Raw genomic sequence first — 19,142 nt, 5'->3', positions numbered from 1 at the left:
GCATCGGCTACTGCTCCCATTTCCAGCCGAGGATCTCCGGCATGTCCTGCCCGTGCTCGCGGATATAGGCCCGGTGCTCGATCAGCTTGCCTTCCATGGCCTGTTTCAGCTGGATATGCGCACCGGCCGGCTCGGGAATGCGGTCGAGCACGCCGAGCACCAGATGATAGCGGTCGAGCCCATTAAGCACGGTCATGTCGAAGGGCGTCGTCGTCGTCCCCTCCTCATTATAGCCACGCACGTGGATGTTGTCGTGATTGGTCCGCCGGTAGGTCAGGCGATGGATGGTCCAAGGATAGCCGTGATAGGCCAAGATGACGGGCTTGTCCCTGGTGAACAAAGCATCGAATTCGCGATCCGACAGTCCGTGCGGATGGTGTTCCCTTGGCTGCAGGGTCATCAGGTCGACGATGTTGACCACACGCACCTTGAGGCCGGGAATGTGGCGCCTCAGGATTTGAACGGCGGCCAGCGTCTCGAGCGTCGGCACGTCTCCGGCGCAGGCCATCACCACATCCGGCTCGGCCCCGCCGTCGGTCGACGCCCAACCCCATATGCCGATGCCGGCGTTGCAATGGACTTTCGCCTCGTCGATGGACAGCCACTGCCAGGAATTGGCTTTCCCGGCGACGATGATGTTGATGCGGTTCCATGTCCGCAGCACATGATCGGTCACGCAGATCAGGCTGTTGGCATCCGCCGGCAGATAGACGCGCACGACATCCGCCTTCTTGTTCAACGCCACGTCGATGAAGCCCGGATCCTGATGGCTGAAGCCGTTGTGCTCCTGCTGCCAGACATGGCTAGACAACAGATAGTTCAGCGAGGCGATCGGCCGCCGCCAGGCAAGCTTGCGGCAGGCATCGAGCCATTTCGCATGCTGGTTGAACATGGAATCGACGATATGCGTGAAAGCCTCGTAACAGGAAAAGAAACCGTGGCGCCCGGTGAGCAGGTAACCTTCCAGCCAGCCCTGGCAGGTATGCTCGGATAGAATTTCCAGAACCCTGCCTTCTCGACCGAGATGCACGTCCTCGAGCAGGATCTCTTCCATCCAGGCACGCTCCGTCACCTCGAAGACATCCTGCAGCCGGTTCGATGCCGTTTCATCGGGCCCGACGATGCGGAAGTTCCTGGTGCCTTGATTCAATGCCATGACGTCACGCAGGAAACGGCCCATCACACGGGTCGACTCCGCCTTGACGCCGCCGGGCCGCTCGACCGGGACGGCGTGCTCTTGCAAGGCGGGCAGTTCCAGAGACCGGCGCAGCAGGCCGCCATTGGCATGCGGGTTGGCGCTCATGCGCCTTTCACCTTTTGGCGCAGTAGTGCGGACCGCAGCCACGGGCGCGCCGGCGGCATCGAAAAGCTCTTCGGGCCGGTAGCTTCTCATCCATTCCTCGAGCATCCTCAGATGCGCGGGGTTATCGGCGAGGCCGGAAAGCGGGACTTGGTGGGCGCGCCAGAACCCTTCGGTCTTCAGTCCGTCGACCTCCTTGGGACCGGTCCAGCCCTTCGGGCTTCGCAGCACGATCATCGGCCAGTTCGGCCGCGACCGCGCGGTCTTCGCGCCGTTACGAGCCGTGTCCTGAATCGCCTTGATGCGGTCGAGCGCATCGTCGAGCACGAGCGCCATTCGCTCATGCATCCATGCCGGATCGTCGCCCTCGACGAACAACGGCTCGTAACCATAGCCGACGAACAAGGCACGCAGCTCTTCTTCGGGAATGCGGGCGAGAATGGTGGGATTGGCGATCTTGTAGCCGTTGAGATGGAGGATCGGCAGCACCGCGCCGTCAAACGCCGGGTTGAGGAACTTGTTGGAATGCCAGGACGTGGCGAGTGGTCCGGTTTCCGCCTCGCCGTCGCCAACCACGCAGGCAACGACAAGGTCCGGGTTGTCGAAAGCCGCGCCATAGGCATGCGAGAGCGCGTAGCCAAGCTCGCCGCCTTCATGGATCGAGCCGGGCACGTCGGGCGCGGCATGGCTTGGGATGCCGCCCGGAAAGGAGAATTGCCGGAAAAGCTTCTTCATCCCAGCCTCGCCCGGCGCGACGTCCGGATTGATCTCGCTGTAGGTGCCTTCAAGGTAGCTGTTGGCAACCATCGCGGGTCCGCCATGACCCGGACCGCAGACATAGATGACATTGGCGTCGCGTTGCCGGATCACTCGGTTCAAATGCGCATAGATGAAACTGAGGCCCGGCGACGTGCCCCAATGGCCGAGCAGCCGCGGCTTGACGTGCTCCAGCCGAAGCGGCTCGCGAAGCAGCGGATTGTCGAGCAGATAGATCTGCCCGATAGTCAGATAGTTGGCGGCACGCCAGTAGGCATCGATGTCGTGCAGTTCCTGTGCGGACAAGCGATTGGTGCTGGGACGCTCGGTCATTTTCCGCTCCTTCGCTGGTGCCAGACCCACCCGGCTGAAGCTGAACGCTTAAAGGCCGCCGCCGGTTCACCACTGGTCGGCGTCAACAACGGGCGATTTCGATTTATCCGGACAAGACTGATCGAGCTTTGATCCATCGCAAATGTACCGCTGTGAGCGGCTCATTTTTCGGCGCATTGATCGAGCTCAAATTCTTCCTGTCATAATGGCCATATGTCTTACAATCAGGCGCTTAAGGTGAATTCCGCTCGATGAAAAATGCCGTCGCGAGACTTGTCGACACGTGCAACGCCGAAAGAAGCAAGGGATCGGACTTTCCCACGATCTGGAGAAATGTGCTGAAGGCGCACCCTTGCATGCGCGGACAACCCGTTCAGGACAGCGCAGAGAGCGGCCCTATTTTGCGGGTCCCTCTGATTACCGGCCAGTTCCTCGTGTTCCTGGGTTCGCATTTCATCCTGTTATGACCTGAGTACCAGAGCGTCCCTGTATTTTGACTTTCGCGCTCGCGGTCATGCCTTGCGTTCCTGCAGGATGTTGCCGCCGTCCACGACGAGAACGGCGCCGTTGACATAACTGGCTCCGTCGGACGCCAGGAACAGCACGGCCGCCGCGACTTCCTCGGAGCTGCCGGCACGGCCAAGCGGTGTGTTGCGGGCAGCGACAAGCTCCTCAGGCGTCGAGGCGCCCGTCGCGATCCATCCCGGCGCCACGGCATTGACCGTGACCCCGCTGCGGCCGACCTCCAGGGCAAGCGCATGCGTCAGCCCGATCATGCCGGCCTTGGCCGCGGAGTAGGCGGCCTCGCCTTCATTGGATACGTAAGGCCCCGTCACCGATGCCATGTTGACGACGCGTCCATGGCCGCGCTGCACCATGCCGGCCAGAAAGCCGCGCGTGCTCAAAAAGGCGGTTTTCAGGCTGACATCGATGCCGCGATCCCAATCGCTTTCTGTGAGATCGAGAAACCGCCGCTGCAGCGCCGGCTGGGCAACGGTGCCCATCCCGGCATTGTTGACGAGGACGTCGATCTCGCCGGTCTCGGAGCGTAAACGATCGACGTCGCCCGAGAGCGTCAGGTCGGCCGCGAAAGCGCTGACATCGAGCCCCTCGCCCCGCAGTTCCGCCGCTCGTTGCTCGACGCGTGCGGATGAAGCGGTGATGGTGACCGAAACACCGGCCTCGGCCAACGCACGCGCGATCGCCACGCCGATGCCGTCGGCGGCGCCCGCGCCGGTCACCAGTGCCTTGCGGGATTTGCGGAACACGATCATTTGCCCTCCAGGATACAGGCGCCGACATGCCGGCGCGGCCAATCACAGCCGCGACGAACCGAACCGGCTCAATAGCCGGCGCTGACGCCGAAATCGATCGAAAGCGCGGCCCCGGTGATCGGCGCCGCGCCCGGCTGGCACAGATAGTGGATGAAGGAAGCAATCTCCTCCACCTGGATGAACCTTGCTTTGTCCCCTTGCGGATAGTGCCCCAGGAGCCGGCGCTTGTAGCCGTCGGGGTCGTCCGCGCCATAGGTTTTGGCCTGGTATTCGATCATCGGCGTTGCCGTGTCGCCAGGACAGACGGCGTTGACCCTGATGCCTTGCGGGGCGAGCTCCAGCGCGAGAGCCTTGGTCAAGAGCACCAGTCCGCCCTTCGAGGCGCAATAGACGGAAGCCCCGTTGTTGCCGACGATGCCGGCGTCGGACGCAATGTTGACGATCACGCCCTGCGCCGTCGACAGATGCGGTATGGATGCCGAGATCAGGAAGAAGGCTCCCTTGAGATTGATGTCCAGCACCAGGTCCCACTGATCTTCCTCGACCTCGCGTGCCGGTCCCTCGAGCCAGACCCCGGCGGCGTTGACGAGAATGTCGATCGCACCGCCCCACTCCCTGGCCTTGCCCACCACGTCGCGGCAGGCAGCGACGGAGCGGATATCGAGCGGCAAGCCGATCGCGGCCGCCCCAGCCGCGGTAATCTTGGCCACAGCGCCGTCGAGCTTGGAGCCGGGAAGATCCGCGAGCACGATCCGCTCGCCGTCGGCGGCGAAACGCAGTCCGGTCGCCAGACCCATTCCGCCGGCGCCGCCGGCAATCAGAACAGTCCTTCCAGCCATTCGATAATCTCCGAAACGCAGCTCGGCAAAGGCAACCACGTCATGAAGCCATGTCGCATGGACCAGCCAGGCAAAACAATGATCTCAGCACGCGATCATCCCAGCTCGAGCGTCGTGACGCCGAAAACCGTCGACTGGTCGTTGCCGGGCTTGCCGCCCTTGTACATGCGTGTCGTCGTGAAGCCGGGAACCATGCCGGCGGCCTGCAGCATGGCGGTGAATTGAACCTGGCCGGCCGGCACGTCGATGTGCAATTCCTCGCCGGCAGTTGCGTCCGACAGGTCCGCCAGCATCGCCAGGGCCAGGTCCGTCCGATCTGCGAACAGCGGCCCGACCTTGAAACCCTGCCTGCAACGGCGCGCCACGCCGTAGCCGGCAATGGCGTCCGATCGGGCTGAGAGCCGCGCAATCCGCGGCGGTCGCAGCCACTCGCCAAGGAAGGTTTCGCGCGGTGCTGGAAAGCACTTGCGATCGTAGGCGAAAATCTCAGCCGTGTCGCCGGCCGTCACGGGTCTTGTCTTGCCGCCCTCGGGCAAGCCGGCGGGGCGGCCGCTGTGGCGGACGGTCTCATAGGCAGGCACGAAGCCCATACGCCGGTAGTTCGCCTGCTGCTCGGCCACCCCGTCGAGACCGATGATGCGGTTGCCCAGACGCGCCATGCCGGCGTCCCAGACCGCCTTGCCGTGACCTTCGCCGCGCCGGTCGGGCCGGCAGATGTAGAGGCCGATGAAGCCAAAGCCCGAGCCGTATGCGACGGCCGAAATGCCGGCCACCACCTCGCCGCCGACAAAGGCGCCGATGAACCCTTGCGGATCGACCGCCCGAAACGCCGCGGCATCGCCGGTGCCCGGATTCCAGCCCTCCTCCGCTGCCCAGCCAACAAGCGTTTCCACCTCGCTGGCGGTCAGCGTCCTGATTGTTCTCGGCATCGTTTCACTCAGGGTTGGCCATCACCGACCAGGATAGGCCGCCCTCCGCAGGCTGCAAAGGGCTGCGCGTATTCCTCGTCAGCCATACGTTATCGATCGGCGCCGACCGGCGCGGCCGACGCCAAGGCGCATGTATTGGAGACCGTCGCGCTGGCCCGACAGAATGCGGCATCCTCGAAGCGCGGATCCTGCAGGATTGTCTGCGAATCGGCACCAGGGACGGAGCCCGGCCCCGGGAAGCACTCCCCGCAGCCCCGATGGCGCGGAACCTATGCTCGCCTGGCGGGACTCGTCAATTCAACGCAGGAGCTGCGGGCCCGACGGCTTTCCCGAACCGATGCAAAGAGTTAGCAGCGAATTCACCGCCTGATCGTTCGTTGTTCCAATGGGCAACTGGACACGACCGGCGAAGACTGGGAATCTTCATTTGTCGTGCTTGGAATCGCATGGAGTGCCGTAGGAAATGCCGCTGAGTGCCGCAGAAATCGCCCGTCATCCGGCAGCGCTTCGCGGTGTCCAGGAGCAGTCCAAAGCGCTCATCCATATTTATCAAACGAGCCCGCGGCTGGCTGCCGTGTTTGCCACCCAGCAGCGCTGGCTGCTCGCTCATGTCGGCTTGGCTCTGCATTTCCGGCGCGATCCCAACGACCGCCGCACCGACATGACGATGGCGCGTTTCATCGAGGTCGTGCGCCGCAATTCCGTGGCCAGCCGCAACACCGCCGAGGCTTTCGTCAAGGAGATGCTGCACTACAACATCGCCGAATATATTTCGGCCAGCGGTGATGGCCGCGCCCATCCGTTGCGGGTCACGGCGGGCACCATAGAGACCTTCACCGGCTGGATTTACGCGCATCTGCGAACGCTCGACCGCATAGATGGCGCGAACCGGCTGGAAAACTTCCTCGAGCGACCCGAGATGCTGCCCATCCTGCAGCCTCTGATCGCCGATGGATTGCTGGCCAGCGGCGCAGTGCGGGAGCCTGGGCAGACCTTTTCATTGTTCATCTGGCTAAACAACGGCGGCATCGTCATGGACTGGCTGATGTCCGGTATCGATCCTGAGGATGTCCATCTCGACAGGATACCGACCGGCGTCATCTCGGTCAGGGAATTCGCCCACTGGCTGAAGCTCTCACGCACCCATCTGGCGCGCAAACTGTATGATGCCGAGGCGCTCGGCAGCATCGGCTGGATCGGCCAGCGCGGCCATTCCGTGATGTGGGTTTCGAGGGCTTTCTTCGACGAATACATGGCCGTCCAGGCAGCCAAGCTCGCCGTCGTCGACGAGGCCTTCGAAGCCTGTATCTCGGCTCTGAAGAATCGCTGACCGTCAAGACTCCGCCCGGCGCCGCCCAAGACCGGTACCCGCGCTGGCGGGCGCCGCGCAGGCGGTCAAGCTCGCCATCATCGACGCGGCTTTCGCCGCAAGCATGACGCAGGCGACGGGCCGACCGCTTCTATCCGGCCTTCAGGATCGCGGAAAAGCGCGGATCGAAGGCCCGGCTGATCGGCTCTGCCGCGGCGCCGACCGCGATCGCCCAGGGATCGGTGGTGCCCAGTTGCAGCCGTGGCAGGCGCCGGACCGGGCGATCCGCAATCGACGGCAGCAGCGGATGCATGGCCCGAAGCAGGAGCCGGGCGAGCGCCTCCGGCGCGCTGGAGGTGAGGATGACGGTTTGCGGATCGAAGATCGTTTCGATCAGATGCACGCTCCAGCGCAGGTCGGACGCGGCTCTTTCGACCCAGCCCATGACCCGCGGATCTTGCGCAAGCGCCAGTGCGCCAAGCGTCTCGTAAAGCCCCCTCTCGGTGGGGTCCAGGCCGAGATGCTGATAGAGCGAGGCCAGCGATGCACGGTGTTCGAGCGGCGTGGAACCGGGGCCGGCCGGCGAAAGCAGCGCCATGCCGACCTCGCCCGCATTGCCGTTGCCGCCGCTGTAGAGCTCGCCATTGAGGATCAGCCCGGCGGCGATGCCGTAACCGACATAAAGGCAGACGGCGTGATCGACGCCATGCGCCGCGCCGACGATCCGCTCCGCCGTCGCGCAGGCTGCCGCATCGTTTTGCAGGCCGACATTGAGTCCGGTACCGGCCGCAAGCGCCTCCACCAGCGGAAATTGCTGCCAGGCGGGCATCATCCATTTGTTGTCGGGGTTCTTCAGCCCGAAGGGTCCCGGCATGGCGACGCCCAGTCCGACCAGTCGCCGCTCGGACTGGGCAAACAAGGAAGCCAGCTCGCCTCTGACACGGTCGACCAAGCCGAGGATTATTTCCACGCCCTCTGAGGGCACGTCGAACGGCAGCCCCGCCTCGGCGCGTGCGATCACCTTGCCGACGAGGTCGACCACCACCACGCGTGTCAAATGCCGGTCGATCTGCAGCCCGATGGCGAAAGCTCCCTCAGGGACCAGCCGGTAGGGCGTGAAAGGCTGTCCCCTGCCCTTGCGCACCGCATCCAGCGCCACGACCAGGCCATCGCGCTCGAGATCCTCGACGATGTTGGAGACCGCCTGCTTGGTAAGCTGCGTCGCCCGTGCCAGGTCGGCGCGCGAAAGCGCGCCGTTGAGCCGCAGCGCCTCGATCATGACGCGCCGGTTGTGGGCGCTCGTTCCCTCCTGGTTGGTGCCGCTTTTGGCGCGGATCGGGCTAATGTCGTGCACCGTCGTTTCCCCTCTTGACTCCATTAAAGGATTGATCGACTAATTAAGTCAAGCGAATTGACTTAATAGGTGAGACCTCCGCGGTTTTAAAAAAGACGGCAAAAGCTTTCGAGCTCCGCCGCGCGCCGTTGGGGATGGATCCGGTCAGACGCGATGGGAATTCGAGAAAGCGGCACAGCCTTGGCCGCCCACTCGCAGCCGTCGAAAATGGGAGAAAGACAAATGCTGAAATCGATCGGTAAGACACTTCTGGGCGCGTTGTTCGTTGGCGGGCTGCTCGTCCCCCACGCCTTTGCTGAAACCACCTTGAACGCGCTCTTCATGGCGCAGGCCGCCTATAGCGAGGCTGACGTGCGCTCGATGACGGAGGCCTTCACCAAGGCCAATCCGGACATCAAGGTCAATCTCGAATTCGTTCCTTATGAAGGCCTGCACGACAAGACCGTGCTCGCCCAAGGATCCGGCGGCGGCTATGACGTGGTGCTGTTCGACGTCATCTGGCCGGCCGAATATGCGACCAACAAGGTGCTGGTCGACGTGTCGTCGAAGATCACCGATGACATGAAGAAGGGCGTTCTGCCCGGGGCCTGGACCACCGTCCAATATGACGGCAAGTACTATGGCATGCCGTGGATCCTCGACACCAAATACCTGTTCTACAACAAGGAAATCCTGGAAAAGGCAGGTATCAAGGCGCCGCCGAAGACCTGGGAAGAACTCGGCCAGCAGGCCAAGGCCATCCAGGACAAGGGCTTGCTGAAGACGCCGATCGCCTGGAGCTGGTCGCAGGCCGAAGCCGCCATCTGCGACTACACCACGCTGGTCAGCGCCTATGGCGGCGACTTCCTCAAGGACGGCAAGCCCGACTTCCAGAACGGCGGCGGTCTCTCGGCGCTGAAATACATGGTCGACAGCTACAAGTCGGGCCTGACCAATCCGAACTCCAAGGAATTCCTGGAAGAGGATGTACGCAAGGTGTTCGAGAACGGCGATGCCGCTTTCGCGCTGAACTGGACCTACATGTACAACATGGCCAACGATCCGAAGGACTCCAAGGTCGCGGGCAAGGTCGGCGTCGTGCCGGCGCCGGGCGTTGCCGGCACCAGCGAGGTCTCGGCCGTCAACGGCTCGATGGGCCTTGGCGTGACGGCGGTGTCGAAGCACCAGGACGAAGCCTGGAAATATATCGAGTTCATGACCTCGCAGGCGACCCAGAACCAGTATGCCAAGCTGTCGCTGCCGATCTGGGCCTCGTCCTATGACGATCCGGCCGTCACCAAGGGCCAGGAAGAACTGATCGCCGCCGCCAAGCTCGGTCTTGCCGCGATGTATCCGCGCCCGACCACGCCGAAATACCAGCAGCTGTCGACGGCGCTGCAGCAGGCGATCCAGGAATCGCTGCTCGGCCAGGCGACGCCGGAAGACGCGCTCAAGACCGCTGCCGAAAACAGCGGCCTCTGATCTGGCGTTCCTCCACGCGGGCGGCCTCATCCACGAGCGCCGCCCGTGCTATTTCGAGAGCAATTCCAGGAAAAGTGTGAAGCGGTTTTCCGTCCGGAATTGCGTCAAAACAAAGAGATAGAGCGGTTCGCCGTTTCCGTGAAACGGGTGAACCGCTCTGACCGGATGACAGGAGAGAGGCGCTCTAATGTCGGGCACCTGGATGACGATGCGCGCGTGGCTGTTGATGCTGCCGCTTCTGATGATCATGGTGGCCGTCATCGGCTGGCCGTTGGTCGATACCGTCAGGCTTTCCTTCACCGACGCCCAGCTGGTCGGCACGGCGGGCAACTACGTCGGCTTCGACAACTATACCAAGATGCTGACCAGTTCGAACTTCACCCGCACGCTCTCGACCACCACCTGGTTCGCGGTTATCTCGGTCGCCGCCGAGATGGTGATCGGCGTGCTTGCGGCCCTTCTGCTCAATCAGGAATTCCGCGGCCGCGCCGTGCTGCGCGGGCTGATGATCCTGCCTTGGGCGCTGCCCACCGTCGTCAACGCGACGCTCTGGCGGCTGATCTACAATCCCGAATATGGCGCGCTGAACGCGGCGCTGACGCAGCTCCATATCATAGACGATTACCGCTCCTGGCTAGGCGAGCCGGGAACGGCCCTGGCGGCGCTGATCGTCGCCGACTGCTGGAAGAATTTCCCGCTGGTCGCGCTGATTGCGCTCGCCGCCCTGCAGGCGGTGCCGCGCGACGTCACCGCAGCGGCGCTTGTCGACGGCGCCGGCCCGTTCAACCGCTTCCGCTTTGTCATCCTGCCCTATTTGGCAGGCCCGCTGATGGTGGCGCTGGTGCTGCGCACCATCGAGGCCTTCAAGGTCTTCGACATCATCTGGGTCATGACGCGCGGCGGCCCGGCCAACAGCACGCGCTCGCTGTCGATCCTGGTCTACCAGGAAGCCTTCTCCTTCCAGCGCGCCGGCTCCGGCGCCTCGCTGGCGCTGACCGTCACCCTGCTCGTCACCGTGCTCGCCGTCGCTTATGCGACGCTGGTCAAGAAGACCGCGGGGAGCGCGGCCTGATGGAACGCAAGAGCCCGGTCTTCACCGCTTTCATCTACGCCTGCGCCATTCTGCTCGCCGTCGTGATCCTGGCGCCGCTCGCCTGGCTCTTCGTCATGAGCATATCGCCGGCCGCCGACCTCGCCGCCAAGCCGCTGCGCTGGTGGCCGCAGGCGGCCGACTTCTCCCGTTACACGCAGCTTCTATCGAGGGCCGAGAACAGTGCCGGCGCCGCCTTCACCGCATCGCTGCGCAACAGCCTGGAGGTCGCCGCCATGGCGACGCTGGCAACGAGTGTCCTTGCCGTGCCGGCCGGCTGGGCCGTCTCGCGCACGCCTTCGGTCGGCTGGTCGCTGTCGATGGTGATCGCCACCTACATGCTGCCGCCGGTGGCCCTCTCTGTACCGCTTTACATAGGCCTGTCCCATCTCGGCCTGCTCAACAACGTCTTCGGCCTGGCGCTGATCTATCTGACGATCCTCGCGCCCTTCACCACCTGGCTGATGAAATCGGGTTTCGATTCCATCCCGCGCGAGATCGAGGCGGCGGCCATGATCGACGGAGCGGGGCTGCTCCAGACGTGGCGCATCATCACCTTGCCGCTGGCTGCGCCCGTGGTGGCGACATCGGCGCTGTTTGCCGTGCTGCTTGCCTGGGACGAGTTCTTCTACGCCCTGCTCTTCACCTCGGACCAGCGGGCAAAGACGCTGACGGTCGCCATCGCCGATCTGGCCGGCGGCCGCGTCTCCGACTACGGACTGATCGCCACCGCCGGCGTGCTTGCGGCCTTGCCGCCGGTGCTGATCGGCCTCGTCATGCAACGCGCGCTGATCTCGGGCCTGACCAGCGGCGGTGTGAAAGGATAATCATGACCGCAGACAAACAACGGCCGACAGGCCTCCTTGCCATCGACCGCGAGATGGCGCGCCAGCATGAGGATGCGCTTGCCTCGTTCGCCAGCAATCAAGAAGTAGCCGCCGAGATCGCTGCCTCGATCAACAAGAACGGCAGGCTCCTCCTGCTCGGCATGGGCGCCTCGCATGCCGTCGCCCGCGCAGTCGAGCCGCTCTATCGCGCGCACGGCATCGACGCCATCGCGCTGCCGCTGTCGGAGCAGCTCGGCCAGCCGCTTCCGCTGGCCGGCAAGACGGTGATCGTCACCTCTCAATCCGGCGAAAGCGCCGAGGTCTTGCGCTGGTTTGCCGAGACCGGCGATCGCACGGAGACCTTCGGTCTGACGCTCGAGGCCGGCTCGTTTCTTGGCCGTAGGGTGCCTTGCCTCGTCGGCGCCGGCGGTAGCGAGCTCGCCTTTGCCGCGACCCGCAGCCTGACCGTGACCTTCGCCCTGCATCTCGCCATCCTGACTGCGCTAGGCGACGATCCCGCCGGCGCGCTCGCCGGGCTCAAGGCGCCCCAGACGGTCGAGATCGATGCCGCGCTCGCGGCGCTCAGGATGGTGACGACCATCGTCACTTCTGGCCGCAAGCTTCAAGGCGTGGCTGAAGCCCTTGCGCTCGGCTTCACCGAACTGTCGCGCCTGCCTTGTTTCTCGCTCGAAGGCGGTCAGTTGCGCCACGGGCCGATGGAGATGCTGGGTCCAAGCATTGGCGTCGTGCTCTTCCGCGGCAACGACCCGACCGCCGACCTCGTCACCGCCATGGCCGCTTCAGCGGTCGAGACCGGGGCGCCGCTGATCGTGTTCGATGCTTCGGGCAAACCGCCGGTCGCAGGCGCCGTCACATTGAGGTTCAAGCCCGCGTCCGGACTGGCGGCGATCTTTGCCATGCTGCCGGTGGCGCAAAGCCTGATGATCGCGTTCGCCGATTCCCGCGTCGAGAATGCCGGAACGCCGGTGCGCACCACCAAGATCACCAGGAGCGAGTGATGCGGCCGCTCGCGGTGATCGGCAACGTCAACGTCGACCTGATCGTCGGGCCGGTCGCGCCATGGCCGAAGGCGGGCACGGAGACCGTCGTCGACCACGACGACCTGCGTGTCGGCGGCCAGGCCGGTAACACGGCGCTTGCCTGGCAGGCGCTGGGCATCGATTTCGAGATTGCCGCCAATCTTGGCGACGACCAGTTCGGGCGCTGGCTGCGCGAAGCATTCGGGGGCCGCGCCGCGAGATGGCCGGTCCACACGGAGGGCACGACGCTGTCGGTCGGCATGACCCATCCGGACGGCGAACGCACCTTCTTCACCACCCGCGGTCACCTGCCGCGCTTCAATCTCGACGACGTGCTTTCGGTTCTGGACGGCAAGCGGCTCTCGGGCGGCTACGCGCTGCTTTGCGGCTCCTTCCTGACCGACGACCTCACGCGCCAGTACGATGCTTTTTTCGATTGGGCGGAGGCACACCGCATCGCCGTCGCGCTCGACACCGGCTGGCCGATGGATGGCTGGACGGCGCAAAATTGTGCCGCGGCGCGCGCCTGGCTGTCGCGTTGCGAGCTTGCGCTCTTCAACGAGGTCGAGACGACGACGCTGGCGGGGTTGAAGAATCCCACGGACGCGGCACGCAAGATCCGCGACGGCATGAAAAAAGCCGCGACCGTGGTCGTCAAGCGCGGACCCGAGGGCGCGATCGCTATCGGCCCGGACGGCCAGATCATCGATGCGACCGCGCCACGCGTCAACGTCGTCGACACTATCGGCGCCGGCGATGTCTTCAACGGCGCCTTTCTGGCGGCGCTTGCTCGGGAGCACGCTCTGGCACGTTGCCTTGCAGCGGCTGTTCAGGTGGCATCGCGGGCCATTTCCACCCTGCCCCGCGATTATGGCGGGCCGATTTTCTTCGAGGAAGCCATCCATGAGCGCGCTTGAAATCCGCGATATCCGCAAGAATTACGGCAGCGTCGAAACGCTGAAAGGCATCGACATCGCGCTCGAGAACGGCGAATTCCTGGTGCTGCTGGGCTCCTCCGGCTGTGGCAAGTCGACCTTGCTCAACATCATCGCTGGTCTTGCCGAGGCGACCAGCGGCGACGTGTTGATCGGCGGCCGGTCCGTGCTTGGCGTGCATCCGAAGAACCGCGACATCGCCATGGTCTTCCAGTCCTACGCGCTCTATCCGAACCTGACGGTGAGCCGCAACATCGGCTTCGGGCTGGAGATGCGCAAGGTTCCCGTCGCCGAGCGCGACAAGGCGGTGCGCGAGGCGGCGAAGCTTTTGCAAATCGAGAACCTGCTCGACCGCAAGCCCGGGCAGCTCTCCGGCGGCCAGCGCCAGCGCGTCGCCATCGGCCGGGCGTTGGTGCGCAAGCCGCAGGTCTTCCTGTTCGACGAACCGCTCTCCAACCTCGACGCCAAGCTGCGGCTCGAGATGCGCACCGAGTTGAAGCGCCTGCACGAGATGCTGCGCACCACGGTCGTATACGTCACCCACGACCAGATTGAGGCGATGACGCTGGCGACCCGCATCGCCGTCATGCGCGACGGTCGCATCGAGCAGCTCGGCACGCCGGAAGAGATCTACAACCATCCGGCGACACTCTATGTGGCAGGCTTCGTCGGCGCGCCTGCGATGAACATGCTGGAAGCTTTTGTCGAGGACGGCAAGCTCGCCATTGCCGGCACCGATGCGCGACTGGCGCTGCCGGCGCGCTACGCCAAAGCGGGCCGCGACGGTGCTCAGGTCATTGCCGGAGTGAGGCCGGAAGCGCTCCGGCTGGGGCCGGGCAGCGGCGCGGATCTGTCGCTGCCGGTCGAGATCGACGTCGTCGAACTGACCGGTCCCGAACAGGTCACCACGGCCCGGATCGGCGCGCAGAACTTGACGGCGACCTTGCCGCCGCGCGCCCGCGTCGCCAAGGGTCAGCCATGCGCGTTCGTCTTCGATGCGGACGCGCTCCGCCTCTTCGATCCGGCCACCGGCAAGGCTTTCTGAGCAATCGCTCGCCTTCCGCCCGCATGGCCTGATCTCGAGCCGGGTCAGCTCGCGGGCGACCCGTCGCTTCGTCCTCAATCGATGTCGAACGACACGCCCTGCGCCAACGGCAGCGCCTTGGAATAGTTCACCGTGTTGGTGGCGCGGCGCATATACGCCTTCCAGGCGTCCGAGCCGCTCTCGCGGCCGCCGCCCGTCTCCTTCTCGCCGCCGAAGGCGCCGCCGATCTCCGCGCCCGAAGTGCCGATATTGACGTTGGCGATGCCGCAATCCGAACCGTCGACGCCTAGGAAGCGCTCTGATTCCTGCAGGTCGCGCGTGAAGATCGACGATGACAGGCCGGCGCCCACGGCATTGTGCTGCTCCAGCGCCTCGTCGAAATCGGAGTATTTCATCACATAGAGGATCGGCGCGAAGGTCTCTTCCGTCACCGGCGAGACCTGGGCAGGCATCTCGACCAGTGCCGGATGCACATAATAGGCGTCCGGGTGGCCGTTCTCGACCCGCGTGCCGCCGGTCACCTTGCCGCCATGCGCTTCAGCCTCCTTCAATGCCTTCTGCATGTTGTCGAAGGCCGCCTTGTCGATCAGCGGACCGACCAGCGCCTTGCCCTCCAGCGGATTGCCGACCGAGACGGACTGATAGGCCTTCTTCAGCCGCGGCAAGAGCGCGTCATAGACGCTGTCATGCACGAACAGGCGCCGCAACGTGGTGCAACGTTGGCCGGCCGTGCCCATGGCGCCGAAGGCAATCGCCCGCAGCGCCATGTCGAGATCGGCGGTGGGCGTGACGATGCCGGCATTGTTGCCGCCGAGCTCAAGCACGGCGCGCGCAAAACGCCTGGCGAGCCTGGGGCCGACCTCGCGGCCCATGCGGGTCGAGCCGGTGGCCGAGACCAGCGGCACCTTCGGATGATCCACCAGCACCTCGCCGGCGGCGCGGTCGCCGATCAGCACCTGGAGCAGTCCTGCCGGCGCATCAGTGCCGAAACGCTTGGCGGCGCGCTTGAAGATCGCCTCGCAGGCAAGCGCCGTCAGCGGCGTCTTTTCCGACGGTTTCCACACCACCGCGTCGCCGCAGACGAAGGCCAGCGCCGAGTTCCAAGACCAAACGGCAACCGGGAAATTGAAGGCCGAGATCACCCCGACGACGCCGAGCGGATGCCAGGTCTCCATCATGCGGTGTCCGGGGCGCTCGGTGGCGATGGTGAGGCCATAGAGTTGCCGGGAAAGGCCGACGGCGAAATCGCAGATGTCGATCATCTCCTGGACTTCGCCCAGCCCCTCGGACGGGATCTTGCCGACCTCGATCGACACCAGCCGGCCAAGCTCGTCCTTATGCGCGCGCAGCTCCTCGCCGAGCAGGCGCACCAGCTCGCCGCGCTTTGGCCCCGGCACCAGCCGCCAGGCCTGGAAAGCCTTGTGCGCGGCATCGATGGCCTTGCCGGCGTCGGCGGCCGAGATCGACTTCAGCGCCGCGATCTGTTCGCCCGTCACCGGGCTGCGCACGATCAGGTCGCCCCCCGAAAGCGCATCTTTGGCGACGCCCAGTTTCTCAAGAAGTGAAGCGGTTTCCTTCGCTAACGTCATTTTTGTCCCTTTCATATCCCGCCGCTCATGGGACGGGCGTGGAAGCCATGCGCCATGTCCGTGCCGTCGGGCACAGCCGGGCGCTTTCATGGCGTGGCATTACGCGTTTCGGGGGAAAACCGCTACCCCGGCATGGTCCAAGGCCGGATTGCGAAATTGGGCCAGACGGCGAAGCCGGATCAGCGCGCTTTTTGGAAGGAAGACTTCTCAGTGCTTTCCTTGATCAGCCGGTCGATATGCATGCGGATATGCGCCGCCTCGGCCGCGGTGTTGGCCAGGGCGATGGCGCGGTCGAAGGCGATGCGCGCCTCGTCGTTGCGCCCAAGCTGCATCAGCAGCCCGCCCCTCAGCCCAAAGAAGTGAAAATAGCCCGACAGCCGCTCTTCCAGCGGCTCGATCATGGCAAGTGCGGCTTCCGGGCCGCGCACCTTGCTGACCGCGACGGCGCGGTTGAGCGTTACCACCGGCGACGGCTGCATCTGCTCCAGCAGACCATAGAGCAGGTCGATCTCGGTCCAGTCGGTATCCTCGGCCGTCGCCGCCCGCGCATGCAGCGCTGCGATCGCCGCCTGCACCTGATAAGGGCCGGGCTTGCGGTGGCGCAGCGCCTTGTCGACCAGCGCCAAGCCCTCGTCGATCATCTTGCGGCTCCAGAGCGAGCGGTCCTGGTCCTCGAGCAGCACGATCTCGCCGTCTTCGTCGAAACGCGCCGGTGCCCGCGCATGCTGGAGAAGCAGCAGCGCCGTCAGCCCCATGATTTCAGGTTCCTGCTGGAACAGCCTGAGCAGCAGCCGGGCGAGCCGGATCGCCTCCTCGCACAGCGGCGCGCGAGCCGGCGCCTCGCCGCCATTGCTCGAATAGCCCTCGTTGAAGATCAGATAGACCATTGCGGAGACTGCGGCGAGCCGCTCCGAGCGCTCAACCGCGCCCGGCGTCTCGAACGGCACGCCGGCATCGGCAATGCGCGCCTTGGCGCGGGTGATGCGCTGTTCCATGGCGCTCTCGCCGACGAGAAAGGCGCGCGCGATCTGCTTGACGGTGAGGCCGGACACGATGCGCAGCGCCACCGCGATCTGCTGCGTCGCCGGCAGATCCGGATGGCAGCAGATGAACAGAAGCCGCAGGATATCGTCGCGATAATGCGCGCCGTCCAGCCGCTCGGCCATATCGCCTTCGGCATCCTCGAGATCGGAAATCTGGTCCTCTTCCGGCATCGGCGCCTGCTTGGCGCGCTTGCGCACGGCGTCGATGCCGCTGTTGCGTCCGACGAAGATCAGCCAGGCCGCGGGATCGCGTGGCGGCCCGTTCTTCGGCCAGTTGTTGAGCGCCCTCAGGCATGCGTCCTGGAAAGCCTCTTCCGCGGCGTCGAGGTCGCGGAAGTAGCGCAGCAGCGCGCCCATCGCCTGCGGGCGGGCATTGCTGATCGCGGCGTTTATCCAGGCGAGTTCCGTCATACCGCGACCTTTGTCGGATTGAATACCGAAACCGGCCGGATCTCGTAGGAGCCGCCGCTCGGATTGACTTCGGAAAGCTCGCGCGCGAATTCGACGGCTTCGTCGAGATCGTTGCATTCGAGCGTGTAGAAGCCGAGGAATTGTTCCTTGGTCTCGGCGAATGGGCCGTCGAGCACGATCGATTCCCCTTTGACCTTTCGCAGCGTCGTGGCCGCCGTCGTCGGCAACAGGCGCGCCACCGGCCCCAGCCGGCCCGCCTTGGCGTATTTGTCCTGCACGTTGAGGAGCTTTGCCATGACCTCGTCGTCCTGTTCCTTGCTCCAGGAGCAGACGACGTCTTCGGAGGCGTAGCAGAGGATGGCGTAAAGCATGGCAGGTCCTTTCCGTATCAAAGGACGCGACACTAGGACCCTTCCCGACACCAGGTCGATAAAAAAATTTATCGAGGGATCACTGACTTGACGATCTCCGCAACCGCCTGTCAGGCGCCGCGCGCCTGCAGCCATCTGAGCACCAGCGTTTCTTCCTCGTCGAGACCGGGTATGACGCGCTTGCGCTTATTGGCTTCGGCCATTTCGTCGAGCAGGCGCCCGTTGCTCCACGCCTCGAACACCAGCGGGTGGATGTAGCATTTGCGACAGACGGCACGGGTGTTGCCCAACCGCTCGGCGACCTTGTCGACGACGCTGTTGATGACCCGGTTTTGCTGCGTTTTGCTTTCCGGCAGCTCGGTCCCGGCAAACAGCGACGCTGCATGGATCGTGCCGCCCCAGGTGCGGAAATGCTTTGAGCTGAATTCAGCGCCGGATGCCTCGCGAATATAGCGGTTGACGTCCTCCGAGCGCACCGGCCGCCGGTCGCCGTCCTCGTCGAGATATTGGAACAGCTTCTGTCCCGGCAGATCCTGGGCGCCGCGCACGACCTTGGCGATGCGGCGATCGGCCAGCTTCAGCTTCCATTCCTTGCCCGATTTGCCCTTGAAGGCGAAGCGTAGGCTGGAGCCCGTGATCTCGACATGGCGGTCACGCAGCGTGGTCAGTCCGAAACTCTTGTTGTCGCGCGCATAGGCCGCGTTGCCTATCCGGATCATGGTGTTGTCGAGCAACCAGACCACCGAGGCGACGACGCGCTCCATCGGCAGCCCGTGGCGGCGCAGATCGGCATCGATCTGCCGCCTGAGGGCAGGCAGGCTTTCCGCGAAGGCGACGAGGCTGGAATATTTGACGCCGTCGCGTTCCTCGGTCCATTGCGGGTGATAGCGGTACTGCTTGCGGCCCCGCTGATCCCGACCTGTTGCCTGGATGTGGCCGTCCGGATCGGGGGATATCCATACATCCGTCCAGGCCGGCGGAATGACGATCGCCTTGATGCGGGCAAGTGTCTCCGCGCTGACCTTGCGCCCGTTCGGACCGACATAGGAAAATCCCTTGCCTTTTCTCAATCGTCGGACGCCGGGATCGGTGTCGCTGACATAGCTGAGCGACGCGCGCTCGGCCGAATCCTGCGCACCGTCTTTCCGGCTTCGGTCCTCGCCTGCCGGCCGGTCGACGCAGGATCGCGATTGTTGCAGCATGATGGCTCCACGGAAGTTCCCGTAGATAAGCCGC

16 protein-coding genes are annotated in these 19,142 nt (G+C 64.5%); 7 read left to right on the top strand and 9 right to left on the bottom strand.

The genetic code is table 11. From position 1 onward, the window contains the following. Nucleotides 1–7 precede the first annotated feature (7 nt). The 4 genes from CK219_RS09070 to CK219_RS09050 form a co-directional block, all read right to left on the bottom strand. On the bottom strand, nt 8–2,389 hold the full coding sequence (locus CK219_RS09070) for a phosphoketolase family protein (protein WP_095766428.1): 2,382 nt from the start codon (nt 2,387–2,389) through the stop codon (nt 8–10). Between the two features lie 512 nt (nt 2,390–2,901). Further along, nucleotides 2,902–3,663 carry an SDR family NAD(P)-dependent oxidoreductase gene (locus tag CK219_RS09060; RefSeq protein ID WP_095766426.1) on the bottom strand — a complete coding sequence of 254 codons (762 nt, stop codon included), beginning with the start codon at nt 3,661–3,663 and terminating at the stop codon, nt 2,902–2,904. Nucleotides 3,664–3,731: 68 nt separating this feature from the next. Next, nucleotides 3,732–4,502 (bottom strand): SDR family oxidoreductase, encoded by a 771-nt coding sequence (locus tag CK219_RS09055; RefSeq protein ID WP_095766714.1) that lies wholly within the window; start codon nt 4,500–4,502, stop codon nt 3,732–3,734. 95 nt (nt 4,503–4,597) lie between these two features. Continuing rightward, entirely contained in the window at nt 4,598–5,431 is an 834-nt protein-coding gene (locus CK219_RS09050) for a GNAT family N-acetyltransferase (protein WP_095766425.1), read from the bottom strand. A 463-nt stretch (nt 5,432–5,894) separates the two neighbouring features. Between CK219_RS09050 and CK219_RS09045 the strand changes: the two genes are divergently transcribed. Then, nucleotides 5,895–6,761: a hypothetical protein gene (locus CK219_RS09045; RefSeq protein WP_095766424.1), complete on the top strand. Its 867-nt coding sequence runs from the start codon at nt 5,895–5,897 to the stop codon at nt 6,759–6,761. A gap of 130 nt (nt 6,762–6,891) precedes the next feature. Here CK219_RS09045 and CK219_RS09040 read toward each other — a convergent pair whose 3' ends face one another. Then, complete coding sequence (locus CK219_RS09040) at nt 6,892–8,094, bottom strand: ROK family transcriptional regulator (RefSeq protein ID WP_095766423.1); 1,203 nt, start codon at nt 8,092–8,094, stop codon at nt 6,892–6,894. A gap of 222 nt (nt 8,095–8,316) precedes the next feature. Here CK219_RS09040 and CK219_RS09035 point away from each other — a divergent pair, with 222 nt between their 5' ends. From CK219_RS09035 to ugpC, 6 genes are all read left to right on the top strand, one after another. Then, nucleotides 8,317–9,555 carry an extracellular solute-binding protein gene (locus tag CK219_RS09035; protein WP_095766422.1) on the top strand — a complete coding sequence of 413 codons (1,239 nt, stop codon included), beginning with the start codon at nt 8,317–8,319 and terminating at the stop codon, nt 9,553–9,555. A gap of 187 nt (nt 9,556–9,742) precedes the next feature. Continuing rightward, nucleotides 9,743–10,627 (top strand): sugar ABC transporter permease, encoded by an 885-nt coding sequence (locus CK219_RS09030; protein ID WP_095766421.1) that lies wholly within the window; start codon nt 9,743–9,745, stop codon nt 10,625–10,627. Beyond that, nucleotides 10,627–11,472 carry a carbohydrate ABC transporter permease gene (locus CK219_RS09025; RefSeq protein ID WP_095766420.1) on the top strand — a complete coding sequence of 282 codons (846 nt, stop codon included), beginning with the start codon at nt 10,627–10,629 and terminating at the stop codon, nt 11,470–11,472. The genes CK219_RS09030 and CK219_RS09025 overlap by 1 nt, the downstream gene beginning before the upstream one ends. Before the next feature lie 2 nt (nt 11,473–11,474). After that, entirely contained in the window at nt 11,475–12,491 is a 1,017-nt protein-coding gene (locus CK219_RS09020) for an SIS domain-containing protein (protein WP_095766419.1), read from the top strand. Then, on the top strand, nt 12,491–13,429 hold the full coding sequence (locus tag CK219_RS09015; protein WP_095766418.1) for a PfkB family carbohydrate kinase: 939 nt from the start codon (nt 12,491–12,493) through the stop codon (nt 13,427–13,429). Before CK219_RS09020 ends, CK219_RS09015 begins: the two co-directional genes overlap by 1 nt. Beyond that, nucleotides 13,416–14,492: a sn-glycerol-3-phosphate ABC transporter ATP-binding protein UgpC gene (ugpC, locus tag CK219_RS09010; RefSeq protein WP_095766417.1), complete on the top strand. Its 1,077-nt coding sequence runs from the start codon at nt 13,416–13,418 to the stop codon at nt 14,490–14,492. The genes CK219_RS09015 and ugpC overlap by 14 nt, the downstream gene beginning before the upstream one ends. A gap of 74 nt (nt 14,493–14,566) precedes the next feature. Here the strand turns inward: ugpC and CK219_RS09005 are convergent, their stop codons facing one another. From CK219_RS09005 to CK219_RS08990, 4 genes are all read right to left on the bottom strand, one after another. Continuing rightward, nucleotides 14,567–16,081 (bottom strand): aldehyde dehydrogenase family protein, encoded by a 1,515-nt coding sequence (locus CK219_RS09005; protein ID WP_095766713.1) that lies wholly within the window; start codon nt 16,079–16,081, stop codon nt 14,567–14,569. 179 nt (nt 16,082–16,260) lie between these two features. Continuing rightward, nucleotides 16,261–17,535 carry an RNA polymerase sigma factor gene (locus tag CK219_RS09000; protein ID WP_095766416.1) on the bottom strand — a complete coding sequence of 425 codons (1,275 nt, stop codon included), beginning with the start codon at nt 17,533–17,535 and terminating at the stop codon, nt 16,261–16,263. After that, the gene (locus tag CK219_RS08995; RefSeq protein WP_095766415.1) at nt 17,532–17,906 is read right to left on the bottom strand and encodes a YciI family protein; all 375 of its coding nucleotides are present in this window, start codon (nt 17,904–17,906) and stop codon (nt 17,532–17,534) included. Before CK219_RS08995 ends, CK219_RS09000 begins: the two co-directional genes overlap by 4 nt. Nucleotides 17,907–18,016: 110 nt before the next feature. Further along, the gene (locus CK219_RS08990) at nt 18,017–19,108 is read right to left on the bottom strand and encodes a DNA topoisomerase IB (protein ID WP_095766414.1); all 1,092 of its coding nucleotides are present in this window, start codon (nt 19,106–19,108) and stop codon (nt 18,017–18,019) included. Nucleotides 19,109–19,142 lie beyond the last annotated feature (34 nt).

The organism is Mesorhizobium sp. WSM4313 (assembly GCF_002294725.1).
Lineage (GTDB): Bacteria > Pseudomonadota > Alphaproteobacteria > Rhizobiales > Rhizobiaceae > Mesorhizobium.
The sequence above is the reverse complement of the archived record's forward strand: the minus strand, read 5'-3'. Positions and strand labels throughout refer to the sequence as shown.

Coding starts and splice junctions, on each gene's coding strand:
- CK219_RS09015 (WP_095766418.1), top strand. CDS start 12,491: ATGCGGCCGCTCGCGGTGATCGGCAACGTCAACGTCGACCTGATCGTC.
- CK219_RS09045 (WP_095766424.1), top strand. CDS start 5,895: ATGCCGCTGAGTGCCGCAGAAATCGCCCGTCATCCGGCAGCGCTTCGC.
- CK219_RS09025 (WP_095766420.1), top strand. CDS start 10,627: ATGGAACGCAAGAGCCCGGTCTTCACCGCTTTCATCTACGCCTGCGCC.
- CK219_RS09055 (WP_095766714.1), bottom strand. CDS start 4,502: ATGGCTGGAAGGACTGTTCTGATTGCCGGCGGCGCCGGCGGAATGGGT.
- CK219_RS09035 (WP_095766422.1), top strand. CDS start 8,317: ATGCTGAAATCGATCGGTAAGACACTTCTGGGCGCGTTGTTCGTTGGC.
- CK219_RS09000 (WP_095766416.1), bottom strand. CDS start 17,535: ATGACGGAACTCGCCTGGATAAACGCCGCGATCAGCAATGCCCGCCCG.
- CK219_RS09005 (WP_095766713.1), bottom strand. CDS start 16,081: ATGACGTTAGCGAAGGAAACCGCTTCACTTCTTGAGAAACTGGGCGTC.
- CK219_RS08990 (WP_095766414.1), bottom strand. CDS start 19,108: ATGCTGCAACAATCGCGATCCTGCGTCGACCGGCCGGCAGGCGAGGAC.
- CK219_RS09020 (WP_095766419.1), top strand. CDS start 11,475: ATGACCGCAGACAAACAACGGCCGACAGGCCTCCTTGCCATCGACCGC.
- CK219_RS09050 (WP_095766425.1), bottom strand. CDS start 5,431: ATGCCGAGAACAATCAGGACGCTGACCGCCAGCGAGGTGGAAACGCTT.
- CK219_RS09030 (WP_095766421.1), top strand. CDS start 9,743: ATGTCGGGCACCTGGATGACGATGCGCGCGTGGCTGTTGATGCTGCCG.
- ugpC (WP_095766417.1), top strand. CDS start 13,416: ATGAGCGCGCTTGAAATCCGCGATATCCGCAAGAATTACGGCAGCGTC.
- CK219_RS08995 (WP_095766415.1), bottom strand. CDS start 17,906: ATGCTTTACGCCATCCTCTGCTACGCCTCCGAAGACGTCGTCTGCTCC.
- CK219_RS09060 (WP_095766426.1), bottom strand. CDS start 3,663: ATGATCGTGTTCCGCAAATCCCGCAAGGCACTGGTGACCGGCGCGGGC.
- CK219_RS09070 (WP_095766428.1), bottom strand. CDS start 2,389: ATGACCGAGCGTCCCAGCACCAATCGCTTGTCCGCACAGGAACTGCAC.